Source organism: Massilia sp. BAP21 (assembly GCF_057801335.1).
The window spans coordinates 1,973,248-1,990,242 of sequence record NZ_CM173596.1 but is presented as its reverse complement, the minus strand read 5'-3'; the positions used below and the strand labels follow the sequence as shown (position 1 = coordinate 1,990,242).

General features: G+C 58.8%; 16 protein-coding genes. 4 read left to right on the top strand and 12 right to left on the bottom strand.

The genetic code is table 11. The annotated features are described in order from the left end of the window. Positions 1-10 precede the first annotated feature (10 nt). Positions 11-3,658: a trifunctional transcriptional regulator/proline dehydrogenase/L-glutamate gamma-semialdehyde dehydrogenase gene (gene putA / locus ACWYRN_RS08730; RefSeq protein WP_488692028.1), complete on the bottom strand. Its 3,648-nt coding sequence runs from the start codon at positions 3,656-3,658 to the stop codon at positions 11-13. A 213-nt stretch (positions 3,659-3,871) separates the two neighbouring features. Here putA and ACWYRN_RS08725 point away from each other — a divergent pair, with 213 nt between their 5' ends. Beyond that, a complete protein-coding gene (locus ACWYRN_RS08725) occupies positions 3,872-4,327 on the top strand; it encodes an Lrp/AsnC ligand binding domain-containing protein (RefSeq protein WP_229436257.1) in 456 nt (151 codons plus the stop codon). A 265-nt stretch (positions 4,328-4,592) separates the two neighbouring features. Here ACWYRN_RS08725 and ACWYRN_RS08720 read toward each other — a convergent pair whose 3' ends face one another. Continuing rightward, positions 4,593-5,549 (bottom strand): LysR family transcriptional regulator, encoded by a 957-nt coding sequence (locus ACWYRN_RS08720; protein ID WP_488692027.1) that lies wholly within the window; start codon positions 5,547-5,549, stop codon positions 4,593-4,595. Between the two features lie 160 nt (positions 5,550-5,709). Here ACWYRN_RS08720 and ACWYRN_RS08715 point away from each other — a divergent pair, with 160 nt between their 5' ends. Then, positions 5,710-5,910 (top strand): hypothetical protein, encoded by a 201-nt coding sequence (locus ACWYRN_RS08715; protein ID WP_488692026.1) that lies wholly within the window; start codon positions 5,710-5,712, stop codon positions 5,908-5,910. 83 nt (positions 5,911-5,993) lie between these two features. Here ACWYRN_RS08715 and ACWYRN_RS08710 read toward each other — a convergent pair whose 3' ends face one another. The 6 genes from ACWYRN_RS08710 to ACWYRN_RS08685 all read right to left on the bottom strand — a co-directional run bounded on the left by ACWYRN_RS08710 (position 5,994) and on the right by ACWYRN_RS08685 (position 10,003). After that, positions 5,994-6,581, bottom strand: a complete 588-nt coding sequence (locus ACWYRN_RS08710) for a chalcone isomerase family protein (protein WP_488692025.1) — start codon at positions 6,579-6,581, stop codon at positions 5,994-5,996. A 176-nt stretch (positions 6,582-6,757) separates the two neighbouring features. Next, positions 6,758-7,294: a DUF1003 domain-containing protein gene (locus ACWYRN_RS08705; RefSeq protein ID WP_488692024.1), complete on the bottom strand. Its 537-nt coding sequence runs from the start codon at positions 7,292-7,294 to the stop codon at positions 6,758-6,760. Between the two features lie 94 nt (positions 7,295-7,388). After that, positions 7,389-7,649 carry a YfhL family 4Fe-4S dicluster ferredoxin gene (locus ACWYRN_RS08700; protein ID WP_229436262.1) on the bottom strand — a complete coding sequence of 87 codons (261 nt, stop codon included), beginning with the start codon at positions 7,647-7,649 and terminating at the stop codon, positions 7,389-7,391. Between the two features lie 48 nt (positions 7,650-7,697). Beyond that, positions 7,698-8,195 (bottom strand): pantetheine-phosphate adenylyltransferase, encoded by a 498-nt coding sequence (gene coaD / locus ACWYRN_RS08695; protein WP_305824826.1) that lies wholly within the window; start codon positions 8,193-8,195, stop codon positions 7,698-7,700. A gap of 112 nt (positions 8,196-8,307) precedes the next feature. Continuing rightward, entirely contained in the window at positions 8,308-8,949 is a 642-nt protein-coding gene (gene rsmD / locus ACWYRN_RS08690) for a 16S rRNA (guanine(966)-N(2))-methyltransferase RsmD (protein WP_488692023.1), read from the bottom strand. Between the two features lie 31 nt (positions 8,950-8,980). Further along, on the bottom strand, positions 8,981-10,003 hold the full coding sequence (locus tag ACWYRN_RS08685) for a DUF6279 family lipoprotein (RefSeq protein WP_488692022.1): 1,023 nt from the start codon (positions 10,001-10,003) through the stop codon (positions 8,981-8,983). Here ACWYRN_RS08685 and glmU point away from each other — a divergent pair. Continuing rightward, on the top strand, positions 9,905-11,281 hold the full coding sequence (gene glmU / locus ACWYRN_RS08680) for a bifunctional UDP-N-acetylglucosamine diphosphorylase/glucosamine-1-phosphate N-acetyltransferase GlmU (RefSeq protein WP_488692021.1): 1,377 nt from the start codon (positions 9,905-9,907) through the stop codon (positions 11,279-11,281). The two genes, ACWYRN_RS08685 and glmU, sit on opposite strands and share 99 nt — an antisense overlap. 125 nt (positions 11,282-11,406) lie before the next feature. Here glmU and ACWYRN_RS08675 read toward each other — a convergent pair whose 3' ends face one another. Continuing rightward, positions 11,407-11,877, bottom strand: coding sequence for an Lrp/AsnC family transcriptional regulator (locus ACWYRN_RS08675; RefSeq protein ID WP_488692795.1), 471 nt, complete (start codon positions 11,875-11,877; stop codon positions 11,407-11,409). A 157-nt stretch (positions 11,878-12,034) separates the two neighbouring features. Here ACWYRN_RS08675 and glmS point away from each other — a divergent pair, with 157 nt between their 5' ends. Then, positions 12,035-13,864, top strand: a complete 1,830-nt coding sequence (glmS, locus tag ACWYRN_RS08670) for a glutamine--fructose-6-phosphate transaminase (isomerizing) (RefSeq protein WP_488692020.1) — start codon at positions 12,035-12,037, stop codon at positions 13,862-13,864. Between the two features lie 106 nt (positions 13,865-13,970). On the opposite strand, the gene ACWYRN_RS08665 is transcribed toward glmS, so the two are convergent. From ACWYRN_RS08665 to ACWYRN_RS08655, 3 genes are all read right to left on the bottom strand, one after another. Next, positions 13,971-15,611, bottom strand: coding sequence for a T6SS phospholipase effector Tle1-like catalytic domain-containing protein (locus ACWYRN_RS08665; protein ID WP_488692019.1), 1,641 nt, complete (start codon positions 15,609-15,611; stop codon positions 13,971-13,973). Positions 15,612-15,613: 2 nt separating this feature from the next. Further along, positions 15,614-15,997: a DUF3304 domain-containing protein gene (locus ACWYRN_RS08660; protein WP_488692794.1), complete on the bottom strand. Its 384-nt coding sequence runs from the start codon at positions 15,995-15,997 to the stop codon at positions 15,614-15,616. A 145-nt stretch (positions 15,998-16,142) separates the two neighbouring features. Continuing rightward, the gene (locus ACWYRN_RS08655) at positions 16,143-16,835 is read right to left on the bottom strand and encodes a DUF4123 domain-containing protein (RefSeq protein ID WP_488692793.1); all 693 of its coding nucleotides are present in this window, start codon (positions 16,833-16,835) and stop codon (positions 16,143-16,145) included. Between the last annotated feature and the right edge of the window lie 160 nt (positions 16,836-16,995).

The following is a 16,995-nucleotide window of genomic DNA, read 5'->3' as shown; positions in this document are numbered from 1 at the left end:
TGCTACATGATTACAGCCCCAGCGTCATCAGGCTTGCGTTGCCGCCAGCCGCGGTCGTGTTGACGCACAGCGCGCGCTCGGCCACCAGGCGCCACAGATCCACTGGTGCATTTCCATCGGTATCGACGATGCCGACGATCGCATCCGGACGCGCCGCCAGTTGCGAGCGCAGTGCACCCTTCAGCCCGGTTTCCACCAGCGCGATCTGGAAATCGCATTGCGCCACGTCGGCCGCACCGACGAAACGGATGCGGTCTTTCACTTCGGCCGGCAGATCGTCCGGAACGGCCAGACCGGCGCCGGCCAGCACATAGGCGCGGTTGCCGGTGGCCAGCGCCGCTGCCAATTGGTTCAGCATCGCCGGCAAGGTATCGGCCGCGCACAGCACGGCGCCGCGCGGGCAGAAGGCCAGGGTGTTGCGCTCGCCGGTCGGGCCCGGCAAGACCAGTTCGCTGCCGTTCAGCTGGGTGCGGGTGTAGCGCTCGCCCAGCTGGACAATGTGTGCGTGGCCATGGGTGCGCGCCCAGACCAGCAGCGACACCAGCGCCGGGTAAGCCTTGCGATTGTGCTCCAGCAGTGGCGCCGCGCCGCGCTGCAGGCGCTTCAGGTAGAGCGGGCCGCCGGCTTTCGGGCCGGTGCCGGATTTGCCTTCGCCGCCGAAAGGCTGCACGCCGACCACGGCGCCGACGATGTTCCGGTTCACGTAGATATTGCCCACGTGCGCGCGGGTGGTGATGAAGTCGATGGTTTCATCGATGCGCGAATGCACGCCCAGGGTCAGGCCGTAACCGGTGGCGTTGATCGAATCGACCACCTTGCCCAGGTCGGCGCGGCGGTAGCGCACGATGTGCAGCACTGGGCCGAAGACTTCGTGCTTGAGCTCATCCAGCGAGCCGATTTCCAGCACGGTTGGCGGCACGAAGGTGCCCTGCGAGGTCACGCTGGCCGGGAGTTCCAGGGCAAAGTGGTTTTTCGCGGTGGCCTTCATGCGCTCGATGTGGGCCAGCAAATTGCGCTGGGCTTCGGCATCGATCACCGGGCCGATGTCGGTGGCCAGGCGGTCCGGGCTGCCGACGCGCAGTTCACCCAGCGCGCCCTTGAGCATGCGGATGGTCTTGTCGGCGATATCGTCTTGCAGGAACAGCACGCGCAGGGCCGAGCAGCGCTGGCCGGCACTGTCGAATGCCGAGCTCAGCACGTCTTGCACGACCTGCTCGGGCAGCGCCGACGAATCGACGATCAGCGCGTTCTGGCCACCGGTTTCCGCCACCAGCGGAATGTCGACGCCTTCGACTTCGCCGCGTTTCGCCAGCGTGCGGTTGATGAGCTGCGCCACTTCGGTCGAGCCGGTGAAGATCACGCCTTTGACGCGCGCGTCGCCGGTGAGGGCAGCGCCGACCACTTCGCCACGGCCCGGCAGCAATTGCAGCGCCGCGGCCGGGATGCCGGCTTCGTGGAACATCTGCACCGCACGGTAAGCGATCAGCGGGGTCTGCTCGGCCGGTTTGGCCAGCACGACGTTGCCGGCAGCCAGGGCTGCAGCTACTTGACCAGTGAAAATCGCCAATGGGAAGTTCCATGGGCTGATGCACGTGACCGGACCGAGCGCCTGGGCTGCAGTGGCGTCTTTCGCCTGGGCGGCGTAGTAGCGCAGGAAGTCGACTGCTTCGCGGATCTCGGCAATCGCGTTCGGCAGCGATTTGCCGGCTTCGCGCACGGCCAGGGCCATCAGCTCGGCCATGTTTTCCTCGAACAGATCGGCCACGCGCACCAGGACGGCGGCGCGCTCGCCGTTGGCGCTGGCTTGCCATTCGCCGGCAAAGGCGGTTGCCGCGGCCAGGGCAGTATCGACATCGGCTTTCGATGCCTCGAGAACCTTGCCGACGATATCGGCCGATTGCGCAGGATTCACCACGTTGGAGGAATCCGTACCCTGCACTTCGCCCGCGATCAATGGCGCGGCGGCATATTCACGCTGGCGCGACAACTCTGTGCCGAGCACGCGCAGCGCGTCTTCGTTCGTCAAATCGATGCCGGCCGAATTCTTGCGCTCGGCGCCGAACATGGCGCGCGGCAGGGGAATGCCGGTGTGCGGCAAGCCGCCGCTGGCACGCGCCACCTCGAACGGGTCGTTCAGCAGCGACTCGACCGGGATCTTTTCGTCGACGATCTGGTTCACGAACGAGGAATTCGCGCCGTTTTCCAGCAGGCGGCGCACCAGGTAGGCGAGCAGGGTTTCGTGCGAACCGACCGGGGCGTAGATGCGGCAAGCCTTATTCAAATTGTCCTTGCCGACCACCTGGTCGTACAGGGTTTCGCCCATGCCGTGCAGGCACTGGAATTCGTAGTTGTCGACACCGCGTTCCTTGGCCCAGGTGTAGATCACGGACAGGGTGTGCGCATTGTGGGTGGCGAACTGGGCGTAGATGACGTCGGTTGCGCCCAGCAGTTTTTGCGCGCAAGTCAGGTAGGACACGTCTGTGTAGACTTTGCGCGTGTACACCGGGTAACCCGGCATGCCGTCCACCTGGGCGCGCTTGATCTCGGCATCCCAGTAGGCGCCTTTGACCAGGCGCACCATGAATTTCTGGCCGCTGCGGCGCGCCAGGTCGACCACGTAGTCGATCACGAAAGGGCAACGCTTCTGGTAGCCCTGCACCACCAGGCCGATGCCCTCGAAACCGGCGAGCTCGGCGTCGAATGCCAGCGCTTCCAGCATGTCGAGGGAAATTTCCAGGCGGTCTGCTTCTTCCGCATCGATGTTGATGCCGATGTTGTAGCTTTTCGCCAGCAGCACCAGGTTGCGCACGCGCGGCAGCAACTCTCCCATCACGCGCGCATGCTGGGCGCGGCTGTAGCGCGGATGCAGGGCCGACAGTTTGATCGAGATGCCGGGGCCATTCTTGATGCCGCGTCCATTCGAGGCCTTGCCGATCGCGTGGATCGCCGCAACGTAGGAGGCATAGTAATTCTGGGCATCGCTTTCGGTCAGCGCCGCTTCGCCCAGCATGTCGTAGGAATACTGGTAGCCGCGGGTTTCGTTGGCCTGGCTGTTCTTCAGCGCTTCCTCGATGGTCTGGCCGGTGACGAACTGGTTGCCCAGCATGCGCATGGCCATGTCGACGCCCTTGCGGATCAGCGGTTCGCCGCCCTTGGCGATCAGGCGCGTCAGGGCCGAGCCCAGGCCGCGTTCGCTGTTGCTCGACACCAGTTTGCCGGTGACCAGCAGGCCCCAGGTGGCGGCGTTCACGAACAGCGACGGCGATTCGCCCAGGTGGCTGCGCCAGTCGCCCTTGCTGATCTTGTCGGCGATCAGGCGGTCGGCAGTGGCGCTGTCGGGAATACGCAGCAGCGCTTCGGCCAGGCACATCAGCGCGACGCCCTCTTCCGATGACAGCGAGAATTCATGCATCAGCGCGTCGACGCCGGAAGCGCGGGTGCGTTTCGTGCGCACGTTCGAGACCAGGCGGTGTGCCAGCGGTTTCGCATCCGCGCTCGGACGCGCACCCTGGGCCAGCAGCCACTGCACGGCTTTGGTCTCGTCGCGGCGGTAGGCGGCGGTGATGGCGGCGCGCAATGGCGCTTGCTCCTGCTTGATTTCAGCCTGGAAGGTATCGAATGGGACGAAGGTGGTGGCCGGGGTGGCGGCGATCTGCATGGCGGGTCTTGTGAAAGGTCAGGAAAAGGGAAAGCGCACAGAAAAAAGCGCCGCTTGCAGGAGCAAGCGACGCGCGATTTGTACCGTGCTTCAATCGTTTGATTGTAGAAGGAATTCTTCTGGATTAATTCTGTTTTTAACGGGCACTAGCAATAGATAGTTTTTGGTGCGAGAATTCGGCCAAATAATATTTACGGTGAGAGCGGAGACGCCATGTTGGACAAGATTTCGAAAAAAATACTGGCCGAGTTGCAGAACGATGGACGCATCAGCAACGTCGAGCTGGCCGCGCGCGTCAACCTGTCGCCGGCCGCCTGCCTCGAGCGCGTGCGCAAGCTGCACGAGTCGGGCTACATCACGGGCTACACGGCCCAGCTCAATCCGCAGCTGCTGGATGTGTCGCTGCTGGTCTTCATCGAAGTCGTGCTGGACCGCACCACGCCGGAGGTGTTCGACGCCTTCAAGCAGAGCGTGCAATTGATTCCGGAAGTGCTGGAATGCCACATGGTGGCGGGCGGCTTCGACTACCTGGTCAAGGCGCGCGTGAAGGACATGGCGGCTTACCGCGAATTCCTGGGCAAGACGCTGCTGCAGAAGGGTGTGCGCGAGACGCACACGTATGCGGTGATGGAAGAGGTCAAGAATACGACGAAGTTGCCGATTCGGTGATGTTGGCTGGCGTTTGCTTGAATCGTTGGCTGTAACCGTACGGTGGGCACTTCGTGCCCACGCGGAACGATGCGTCGTGTTGGCTTCGTTTTGTCGAAACGGATGAGGTAACGTGGCGTTGTCTTGATGCGGACACGCGGCGTTTTTAATTCAACGATACGCTTTTTTGCGCGGCAAACACAATTGCGAGGCCGCGAGATGTTGTCACACGTTCCGTAGCCGGATGCTCTGCACCGCGTGGGCACAAGTGCCCACCCTACAAAACCTAGGCGGCCTGGCGTTCCATCAAAGGCTTGGTCGCCGCTGCCGCCGTCGTTTCCAGGTTATTCCGCAGCCAGCGATGCGCCGGACTGCGGCCATCGCGCTCATGCCACAGCATGTCGAGGTGCACGGCCGGCAGCGCGAACGGCAGCTCGCGCCAGATCAGGGCATCGGTCATGCCGGTCGAGACCATCAGGTGCTTCGGCAGCACAGTAATCAAATCCGAATTCGCCACCACCCGCCCTGCGGTAAAGAACTGGTTCACGGTCAGCAGGATGCGGCGTTCGCGCCCGATCTGCGCCAGCGCTTCGTCGACCAGGCCATGGGCGCGGCCCGAGAAACTCACCAGCAGGTGATTCGCCTTGCAATACGCATCGAGGTCGAGCTTGCCCTCGGCCAGCGGATGCTTCTTGCGCATTACGCACACGTACTGTCCCGAATACAAACGTTCATGCCGGATCGGCGAACCGGTTTCGTAGGACAGCTGCGCCGCCACGCCCGGGAAGAAACCCACCGCCAGGTCGATGTCGCCACGGAGCAACATCGGACGCGGTTCGCGCGTGGTCAGCGGCACCATGCGGATGTTCACGCCCGGCGCTTCCGCTTCGATCGAACGCATCAGCGAAGGCAGCCAATAGGCGGCGGTGGCGTCGGCCATCGCCATGCGGAACGTGGCCTGGGCTTTTGAGACGTCGAAGGTTTCCGGCATCACCGCCGCTTCCAGCGCCGCCAGCGCCTGGCGAACCGAGGGCCACAAGGCTTCGGCGCGCGGCGTGGGCTTCACGCCATAGGCGGTGCGAATCAGCAATTCGTCGCCCAGGCTCTCGCGCAGGCGCTTGATGGCGTTCGATACCGCAGGCTGGGTCATCGCCAGATGGCCGGCGGCGCGCGTCAGGTTTTGCTCGGTCATCACTGCGTCGAAAACGCGCAGCAAATTCAGGTCCAGGGTCAGAAAGCTCATGATCTCGTCTCGTTAGGCGCTGTAGCCGGTTTTTTAAGTCTGTCTGTCAGTGTAACGCATTTCCATTCACGATCCATATAAGCGCCATCATCGAACGGAATTAGATTTATATGCTGCACTGCACTATAGTTGAAAAAAACAACATCAACTCAACAAGATCATGGCCTTCGTCGATAGCGTTACCCAGTTTTCCTTCCCGCCCCTGCCGGCCGCGGATCTGCTGCTCATGGCCCTGATGCTGGCGCTGGGTGTGGGCTTTGTCATGTTCTTCCGCCCGCTGTTGAGCGGCATCGTGCGCGCACTGGTACTGACCGTGCGCCCGCGTATCGCCAAACCGGCCCGGGTTGCAGCGCGCGCCTGATTACTGCGTCTTGAATAAAAAACGCGGCGCCCGGATTACCGGCGCCGCGTTTTTTTATGTCCTGACAAAGAAGATTTCGGCGATTACTTCGCGTCGCCCAGCAGGGCTGGCTTGAGCGAGCTGTCGGCCGGTTTGTCGCCCAGCCAGATGCGCAGCACGGCGTTATAGAAGCCGATGTCGATCGCGGTGCCGCCGATGCGCTTGCCGTTCAATTCGCACACGGTGCCGGTGCCCGGAACCCAGTCCATGTGCAGCACGTCACCCTTTTTGATCTGGTCGACGCTGGCGAACATTTCGCCGAACTTGTTGATCTGGGTGACGAATTTCGCCTTCTCCGCCTTGTCCAGGTTGTCGTTGATACCGTCCATGAAAGCCTTGGCCAGGTCTTCGGACGAGATATCGCGCGCCATGACCAGGGTTACGCGGCGCGGGCCTTCCATGCCCAGGATCTCGGCGACATTCTTGCTTTTCTCGGGAAGGTAGAGGCCGGCCGCATAGACCTTGATCACCAGTTTGGTGCGCATGCCGGCACCGTTCAGTTTCAAGTCTTTGCCGCCGACCTTGGCCGTGTCTTCGAACTTGACACCGTTGACGTCGATGGCGGCCATGGCCGGCAGGGAAAACGCGAGCGCCAGGGCGGCGCCAGCAGCGAGGGTTTTCAACGCTTTCATGCTGTCTCCTAGTTTATCGGTGTACATCCGGCCAATCGCTATTAAAAAAGGATGACCGTGCTAAAACTTGGATAGCAATATAGCATTGAATTCTTGTCTGAAATCAACAGTCGAAGTTTATTTCGATGCTGCGGGAGCACATTCCGGCGTGATTCGTTTGCCCGATGCCGTTTCGTTTATTTCGTCTCGCGTTCGATGGCGCTCAACACGCTGGGCGCATCGGCCGGCTTGGCCAGTTCCTCGGCTTCGCGGTCGGGCGTGTCCATCAGGTTTGGGCTCTCGCGCCGGATTTCTTCCAGCATGGCGATGATCTTGCTGGTCTTTTCGTCCGACAGCAGGCTGATTTGCAAATCGAGATGGGCATTGCGCTCGGCCAGCTTGGACATGCGGTTCTGGCGGATCAGCACAGTGGTGGAAATGATAAAGGCGTTCAGGGAGACAAAACCCTGCAGCCAATAAAAAGGCGGCTCGTCGATCTGCTCGAGATCGAACGCCGGCGCCAGGCTGTTCCAGAGCAGCCAGCAGACGATGAAGGTGACGTTAACGGCGAAATAGCTTGGGCTGCCCAGGAACAGGCTGACTTTCTCGACCACCTTTTGGGCGACGGTGACCTGCTCTTCGTTGCGCTCGCAGTATTCGGCGATCGTGCCGATGTTCTCGCTGACGCTGTGCGGCAGCGCATTGCAAGCATCGTTATCGTCCGGAGGGGCCATGCAGGAAGATTAGCATGGCAAATCGCGCTTGTCGGAATACGCACATACCGTGCGCGCCAGGCAGGAAAACGCCGGCGCGGGGCCGGCGTGATATTCAGGCGGTGTTCTTTGCGCTGGTCAAGCGTTCGTACTTGATCATCAATTCCTCGCGCGTTTCGCGCCAGGCCGGATCGAGGGGAATGCAGGCGACCGGGCACAGCGAGGCGCACTGGGGTTCGTCGAAGTGGCCGACGCACTCGGTGCACTTGTTCGGATCGATCTGGTAGAACTCTTCGCCCATCGAAATCGCGTCGTTCGGGCACTCGGGCTCGCACACGTCGCAATTGATGCAATCGTCGGTAATCAGTAAGGCCATGATACTGCTCGCTTATTGCCTGTTAAATGCCCGAATCGGTATGCGGATTCAGGCTTTCGGCAGGTTCATTGCTGCGATTTTCTTTTGCAGCCAACGGTCCACCGAAGGGAAGACGAATTTCGACACGTCGCCGCCCAGCATAGCGATCTCGCGCACGATGGTGCCGGAGATGAACTGGTACTGGTCGGACGGGGTCAGGAACAGGGTCTCGACGTCCGGGAGCAAATAGCGGTTCATGCCCGCCATCTGGAACTCGTATTCGAAGTCGGACACGGCGCGCAGGCCGCGCACGATCACGCGCGCATCGTGCTTGCGCACGAAATCCTTGAGCAGGCCGGAGAAACTCTCGACCTGCACGTTCGGATAATGGCCGAGCACCTCGTTGGCGATTTCCAGGCGTTCCTCGAGCGAGAAGAAAGGCTTCTTGTTCTTGCTGTCGGCAACACCGACCACGAGCGTATCGAACAGACCCGACGCGCGGCGGACCAAATCTTCATGGCCGCGGGTGAGCGGATCGAAGGTACCTGGATAAACGGCTACAACCATTGTGGCTCCCTGGGAGAAACACCTGTGTTTAAAGGCGCATTATGCATGAAAATCCGGCAGTTGCCCCACCCTCGGAGCCACTTTGCCCGTTAATTGAGCAAAATTAAGGGCATTATGCCTTGTTTTCGTGCAATTTCAGCAGGTGGTAGAAAACCATGCCGGCCTTGTCGGCACGGACCTGTTCCCAGGGCAGGAGCCAATCGGGCGTGTCTGCGCCCTGCGGCAGCGCGAATTCCGCTTCCACATACACCATGCCGCCCTCGTTCAGCAGATCGATACACAGCGGCAGCGCCTTGGCAATGAAGTCTTGCTGATACGGCGGATCGAGGAAGATCACGTCGAAACGCTGGCCGCGCGCAGCCATGTCGCGCGCCACCACGAAGGCGTCGCCGCGCAGCACGGAGACGTTCTGCGCCTTCAGGGTTTCCTTGTTCAGTTCGAGCTGGCGCGCGGCGGGGCCGTGGTAGTCGAGCATGACGACGGAGCGGGCGCCGCGGCTGGCGGCCTCGAAGCCGAGCGCGCCGCTGCCGGCGAACAAGTCGAGGCAGTCGACGCCCTCCCAGTCGTTTGCGACCTGGTGATTGATCCAGTTGAAGACGGTTTCGCGCACGCGGTCGGGCGTGGGGCGCAGGCCGAGGGCGTCGAGCACCGGCAGCAGGCGCCGTTTCCATTCGCCGCCGATGATGCGCACTTGCTGTGGGGCCAGGCGCGGACGCCCGTGCTGGCCCTGGGGTTTTGCTGGCTTTCTTTGCATGGCGCGCACTATACCACGCTGGTTTATCCGATTATTTCGCCTCTTTGGCCAAGGCGTTGAAATCGTCGATCCAGCCCTGCATGCGTTTTTGCGCATGCGCTTTCTGTTCCGGCGTGGCGATGCGAATTGCGCTCAAGATGTAGTTCGTGGTCGCATTCGTATAGGCGTCGTAGAAAGCCTTGCGTTCCGGCGCATCCATGCGGGTGAAGAATTCGCGGATCAGGCCATTGATCATCGTCGTTGTTTGTTCCTTGCTCGGCTTTTCCGCTTGAATTTTGCGTACCAGCGCCAGGATCTTGCGCTGGCGCAGGATGCGCTCTTCCAGCCAGATATTGTTGTCGAGCGGACGGGCATCCGACGCGCGGCGCAGCGCCGCTTCCTGCTCGCGGCTGAAGCTGCCGAACCAGAGTTTCAGTTGCTCCATCGATTTGTCAAACCGCGCTTCGTTGCGCTTTTCAACACTGCCGCTGACAAACTTGCTGCGGTATTCGCGGTTTTTCTTCTCGAAACGTTCTTCCATCTGCTTGATCTGCTCGGGCGTGAGCGAAAGCGCCAGGTCCACCATGTCCGGCACGGCGTGGTAGGCCAGGGTTTCGGTACGGCTGCGGATTTCCTTGTATGCATTCAGCAAATCGGCCTGGGTTGGATTGGCCGCCAGCTGGCGCTGGTATTTGCCGAGCAACGCCGCATAGTCTTGCAGCTGGGTTTTTCGATGCCATTGGAACAATTCTTTGATGTCCTGTTTGACGCCGTCGGACTGATCGCCCTCAAAATCGACATAGGCGTCCAGCCACCAGTACAGTAAGGTGTCGCCGTGGTTGTAACTGAAGCGGATGGTGCTGCAGGCGGCCAGTAAAGCGAGCAGCCCGATCAGGAACAATGCGCGCGTGCGCTGGAACAGGGTGTCATGCGTGCTAAACTTTTTCATCTTATTAACTCTTTTTGAAATCGGCTTATGAACGTTGTCATCCTTGCCGCCGGCATGGGAAAGCGGATGCAGTCCGCTCTGCCTAAGGTTCTGCATCCGCTGGCTGGCAAGCCGCTGTTGCAGCATGTCATCGATACGGCGCGACGCCTGTCGCCCAGTAAATTATGCGTGATCTACGGGCACGGCGGCGCAGCGGTGCCGGAGATGGTGGGCAAGCTGGCGCTGGACAGTGGCGCTGCCATCGACACCGCCTTGCAGCAGCCGCAACTGGGCACCGGCCATGCCGTGATGCAGGCTGTACCGCAGCTCGATGAAGACGCGCCGACCCTGGTGCTGTACGGCGACGTGCCGCTGACCACCGAGCAATCGCTGCGCAGCCTGGTCGACGCCGCCGGCAACGACAAGCTCGGCATCCTGACCGTCGAGCAGGCCAATCCCTTTGGCCTGGGCCGCATCGTGCGCGAGAACGGCCGCATCGTGCGCATCGTCGAAGAAAAGGATGCCAGCGAGACCGAACGTGCGATCCGCGAGATCAACAGCGGCATCATGTGCATCCCGACGCGCCACTTGAAGCGCTGGCTGGCCGCGCTGTCGAACAACAATGCACAGGGCGAGTATTACCTGACCGACATCGTGGCCCAGGCCGTGATCGAAGGCGTGGAGGTGGTGTCGGCCTCTCCAATGGCCGAATGGGAAGTGGCGGGCGTGAACAGCAAGGTGCAGCTGGCCGAACTCGAGCGCCGCCACCAGCTGAACATCGCAAACGCCCTGCTGGAAAAAGGCGTGACGCTGATGGACCCGGCCCGCATCGACGTGCGCGGCGAACTGGTGTGCGGGCGCGATGTCGTGATCGACGTCGGCTGCGTGTTCGAAGGCCGCGTGGAACTGGCCGACGGCGTGACAGTCGGCCCACACTGCGTGCTGGTGAATGCCAAAGTGGCCGCAGGCGCCAACATCAAGCCGTTCTGCCACATCGAGGATGCGCTTGTCGGCCCGAAGTCGCAGATCGGGCCGTATGCGCGCCTGCGCCCGGGCACCGAGCTCGGCGAAGACGTCCATGTGGGTAACTTCGTCGAGATCAAGAACAGCCAGGTCGCCGCGCACAGCAAGGCCAATCACCTGGCCTACGTGGGCGACGCCACGGTCGGCTCGCGCGTGAACATCGGCGCCGGCACGATTACCTGCAACTACGACGGCGCGAACAAGTTCCGTACCGTGATCGAGGACGATGCTTTTATTGGCAGCGACAGCCAGCTGGTGGCGCCGGTGACCGTTGGCAAGGGCGCCACGCTCGGCGCCGGCACCACGCTGACCAAGGATGCGCCGGCCGGCAAGCTGACCATCTCGCGTCCCAAGCAAATGACGCTCGACGGCTGGACCCGCCCAGTGAAAGCGAAGAAGTAATCCACCGCGTATTCACCGGAAATCGACAGCAAATTCACATGGGTATCCACCGGCTTATGCACGGGATACCCATACCGATTCCACATGGTCATCCACCGGTTTATCCACAGGGCGTTTAGCCGCCGTTATACGGCGATGCGAGTGTCGAACTTGCTGCGGAAGGTGGAGAAATAGGCTTTGACGTTGCGCACGTTGGCGTGGGTGGCGAACAGGCGGTGCGCCAGCGCATGGTAGGCCGGCATGTCAACCACCTGCACCACCAGCACGAAGTCAGGCCCGGGCGCCACGCGGTAGCACTGCAGCACGGCATCTTCCACCGCGGCCAGCTTCTCGAACGCTTCCATGCGTTCGGCGGCCTGGACATCGAGCGTGATCTCGACGATGGCGGTCAGGCGCGCCCCCACCTTGGCCGGGTCGACAATCGCAACTTGCCGTTCGATAACACCTGCATCGGTGAGCTGCTTGACGCGCCGCAGACAAGTGGGCGGCGACACATGCACCAATTCCGCCAGTTCGGTGTTCGTCTGCGATGCATCAGTCTGGAGTGCGTTCAGGATGCGACGATCAAGTTCATCCAAGGGCGTAGGTTCAGTCATGAAATTTAATGTAAGAATTTCGTATAAAATGAAATAATATTTCATTTCCACTAGAGCATGAAATTTTATAACGTTTTCGATTGAATTCTGAAAGCTTATTTCATTCGCATTGCCATAGGATATGCTTTATTGCTAATTTTTTACTCGAGGTCTTTCCATGTGCGGCATTGTCGGCGCGGTAGCGCAACGTAACATCACCCCTATCCTGATCGAAGGCCTGAAGCGTCTCGAATACCGCGGCTACGATTCCTGCGGCGTGGCCCTGCACGTGGATGGCCGCCTGCAGCGCTCGCGCAGCACCTCGCGCGTGGCCGACCTCGAAACGCAAATCGCGGGCACCGGCCTGCAAGGCTTTACCGGCATCGCCCACACCCGCTGGGCCACCCACGGCGCCCCGGCCTCGCACAACGCCCACCCGCACTTCTCGCCAAGCGAAGACGCCGCGCGCATCGCCCTGGTCCACAACGGCATCATCGAGAACCACGACGAGCTGCGCCGCGAACTGACGGAACTTGGTTACGTCTTCCAGAGCCAGACCGATACCGAGGTCATCGCCCACCTGGTCGACCACATGTACAACGGGGATCTGTTCGACACCGTCCAGCAGGCCGTGAAGCGCCTGCACGGCGCCTACGCGATCGCCGTGTTCTCGCGCGAAGAACCGCACCGCGTGGTGGCCGCGCGCCAGGGCTCGCCGCTGATCCTCGGCGTGGGTGAAGGCGAGAACTTCGTCGCGTCGGATGCGATGGCGCTGGCCGGCACCACCAACCAGATCATCTACCTGGAAGAAGGCGACGTGGTCGACCTGCAACTGTCGCGCTACTGGATCGTCGATGCGGAAGGCCGCCCGGTCGAGCGCGAAGTAAAAACCGTGCACGCCCACACCGGCGCGGCCGAGCTCGGTCCTTACCGCCACTACATGCAGAAGGAAATCTTCGAGCAGCCACGCGTAATCGGCGATACCCTCGAAGGCGTAACCGGCATCATGCCGGAACTCTTCGGCGACAACGCCTATAAAGTGTTCAAGGAAATCGACCGCGTGCTGATTCTGGCCTGCGGCACCAGCTATTACGCCGGCCTGACCGCGAAGTATTGGATCGAGTGCATCGCCAAGGTGCCGGTCAACGTCGAGATCGCCAGCGAATACCGTTACCGCGACAGTGTGCCGCACCCGAACACCCTGGTCGTCACCATCTCGCAGTCCGGCGAAACCGCCGACACCCTGGCCGCCCTGAAGCACGCGCGCAGCCTGGGCATGCCGCACACGCTGACCATCTGTAACGTCTCGACCAGCGCCATGGTGCGCGAATGCGAACTGGCCTACATCACCCGCGCCGGCGTGGAAGTGGGCGTTGCCTCGACCAAGGCGTTCACGACCCAGCTGGCCGCCCTGTTCCTGCTGACCCTGACCCTGGCGCAAGTGAACGGCCGCCTGACCGACGAAGAAGAAGCCGAGCACCTGAAGCAGATGCGCCACCTGCCGGTCGCCCTGTCCTCGGTGCTGGCGCTGGAGCCGCAGATCATCGCCTGGGCCGAAGAATTCGCGCGCAAGGAAAACGCCCTGTTCCTGGGCCGCGGCATGCACTACCCGATCGCCCTGGAAGGCGCGCTGAAGCTGAAGGAAATCTCGTACATCCACGCCGAGGCGTATCCGGCAGGCGAACTGAAGCACGGCCCGCTGGCATTGGTGACCGAAGAAATGCCGGTCGTGACCATTGCCCCGAACGATGCGCTGCTGGAAAAGCTGAAGTCGAACATGCAGGAAGTGCGCGCCCGCGGCGGTCAACTGTATGTGTTTGCCGACGTCGATTCACGCATCACCTCGGGCGACGGCCTGCACGTGATTCGTCTGCCCGAGCACTACGGCGAACTGTCGCCGATCCTGCACGTGGCGGCGCTGCAATTGCTGGCGTATCACACGGCGCTGGCACGCGGTACGGATGTGGACAAGCCACGGAACCTGGCCAAGTCGGTGACGGTTGAATAAGTCGGGATGTAACGGTAGATAAAATATATTTTTCTATCGTTGTTCAGAGAAAAACCCGAACAGACATGCTCGGGTTTTTTTTGCACTATTGGAGCCCGTTCGATGTTTAGTCGTTTCCATTGAAAATCTTACGAAACTTAAGGATACCTAGGCCGTTAATTTTATATTCGTTGGTTGCACTTCCGCCCATTTCTATAAAACCCGCCATCGAATCATGCACATAATTTCCAAAAAATTCTTCGACTGCTGGGTTCAGTTTTTTGGGGTTGATTGCATCTGTCAGCGTAAACAGATGCTGTGCTTGTTTTGATTCGTTTGCTTCCAGTCCGGAAGCTTTAAGCAGTTTTCGATGTTGAGCAACTGCATCGGAAAAATTGTAATTCTCGTCAGATGGCGGAATCGGATAAGTGGTCAAGTGCCGCATACGATCATTGAACGTGTCTGTGGTGATCTTGATGAACCTTTTATGGCTTGCAGTTGCACGCCGATAGAACGGCAAAGAATCGATGGAATTGCGGTACTTGTATCGATAACTCAAATAGAGACTCATGTGTTGTTGGTGTGCGTACTCGACTGGTCCCGCCATTATGTTAGCGGCTTTGAGGTAAGCGTTGAAGTCGGCAGCTGTCTTTGGCGCGACTTTCAGGTCCTCTTGAAAGTGCGTTGGTAATTGGTCCCAACTAAAGATCGGCACGCCTGCAAGCCGAGCTTCTTTATACATTTGCGCCCCGGGAATGCGGGCCATTTCATTTGTGATTTCTGGTGCAATGCCGACTGCGTTCGAAGCATAACCGCCCCCAAGGTCAGAATGAGCGCCAGGATACATTACCTCTTTAGCATTTCCAGGATAATCATTACCAATTCGCACTGAATCAAGGGGAAAGGCAGCACGCACTTCATGTCCGGCTACAAAGTGAACACACTGTTCGACAGCCGGGTGTATTTGCATATTATTATCCGCCCACGATTGGTGCCCCTCGACAATTGAATTTACAAGCGAGTTAGGAATGCCGACTGAAGCGACGGTGTCGAATATCCCCAAGAAGCTGATCCGAATAGGAATTCGTGCAAATTCCCAACCGCCGTCTACCGATTCGCATACCTCGAACAACCAGTTACAAAAAGCTCGCGCTTCAGCCGCGCCACGGGAAAAACCAAATACAGACAAGTTGATCAATTCAACGTATGGCTTTTGTCCTTTTAAATTCGATATAAGTGTTTTCTGCCAATCCTTTAACCCTAATCGTCTCATGAACCCAGGATTGGTGATCGATGCCATGTTATTTGATACACTGGCTGAAAGCTCCTCGTCTAAGAGGTCCTTTTTTAATACGTATCGTTGTATAGAGTTAAGTAGGCGTGTAAATGCCCAGATAATCCTGTTCTCCCCGTTCCAAGCAAATGGTCCACCTAGCAAGTGTCCAGAATCGCCGATTTCCGGAAATGGGGTTCCCACACCAGGAATATAGTGAGCAAAGTATCCCTTATCATTTTGGTCGGGATAAGTATTAAAAAGTTTTACAACATTGCTATGTTTACGGTCGGAAGGCTTGGGCTTTTTGTAATCAGCAGTCATGTTGTTGCCGGTTCCATCGAAAAAAATCCCAATATGCAACTGACCTGTACAGGATGGGCTAGTTTTCTCTTTTAATGTACAATTCAATGATTTTGCGCGTTGCATGACTTCCTTCGAGCTGAGTTTTCGAAGGCCAGTTTTTGGAAAAGGTTGAGGGGAAAGCGTTGCCATGTTTAATTTGGCCTTGGATATGGGTAATTGGGATGACCTTCGATTATTGAAGTAATCAGAACTTTCACCGAATCGTCTGGATAGAAATGAACTGCAAAAGTGCCGATATCTTCTGCCGTGTATTCAGGTACTTCTACGACCTGCTCTTTCCATAAATTGGGAACAAGGTCATCTTTCAGCCACCGAATAGTGACTTTCATACCCTTATGCCATTTGCGTGGTACGTTGACACAGCATACGTATTTCCCTCCGCCACCATTAGGCGAAATGCCGTGTCCGGCGTAACCGTCGACGTAAAATTCCGTTATCCAAGTGTTCGTATAGTTCAATCCTGACAATTCAACGCTAGCGCTTTTTTTTTCGTAACATGCAGTTAAAGAACACATCAGAAGTAACAGGGAGATCGAGGACTTAAAAACCATATTACCCTCTCGTACTGTGCTGTTTGTGTGAACTGATCAAGAACGTATAAGCCAAGCACTACCGGTTCAAGCACTTCGCTAGTCGTTGTGCCATTGTGGTACTACGGCCCTAGTCAACGAAATCGACCAAATCATCGATCAGGCTTCCAGCCGTCCAGTCAGTGCGTCGCAACATGTTGCTCAGGGCCGGATCTCGCAACGCTTTTCCCTCATTTAAAAGAGCGAGATAAGCAAGCGCAACGAGATCGGGAAAGGCGTGCACATTATGTTGATGTGCGAAGGAACAGGAATCGGCTACCGTGCGATAGATCGTTGCACGACTTACTTTGGGAAACGCTTCAGGATTATTCTCCGCGATGACGTCGATAACAGCATCGGGTTCGCCATGGGTTACCAAATCTGCGAACTCGGCAGGGGATAGCTGGAATCGGTTTTCCAATGGCGCGCGGTCCGAATGTAATGGAAGTGCCTGAAGGCTTCCCTCACGGTCGATCGCAATCCATTCCGATAGCAAACATGTCATCCCGCCCCAGTACGTCTGCCGCAAGACACTTGCGAGTCCCGGCAACACGCGTGTATCTGCAAAACGAAGAAGAAATTCCTGACCATCGTCCGTCACGGCATTGAGGAATGATCGGAAGTTCTCGTTGACAGAGGATGCTGATGCGGACGTGCCGATGATGCTCAGCATTGGCCGTTCCTTTTTGTGCCGAACCAAGGTAGTCAGTTCAAGGCGGAGCCGTTCTGTGTCATGTGGGGTTAGCACAATCAGGAAGGGCGAGGCGGAAAGCAGGTCCGACATTCCCTCACAGTCATACATAGCATGACGTTCATTAGGTAGGGAAACGCCGGTACGACCATGATCGAATGCACTGTCGATCAAAGCTAGCCAATTTAGTTCAGGCTGGGCAATAATTTTTTCGATTAGCGCCGTACAGACAGCCGTGGTGTTGGAAGCATCA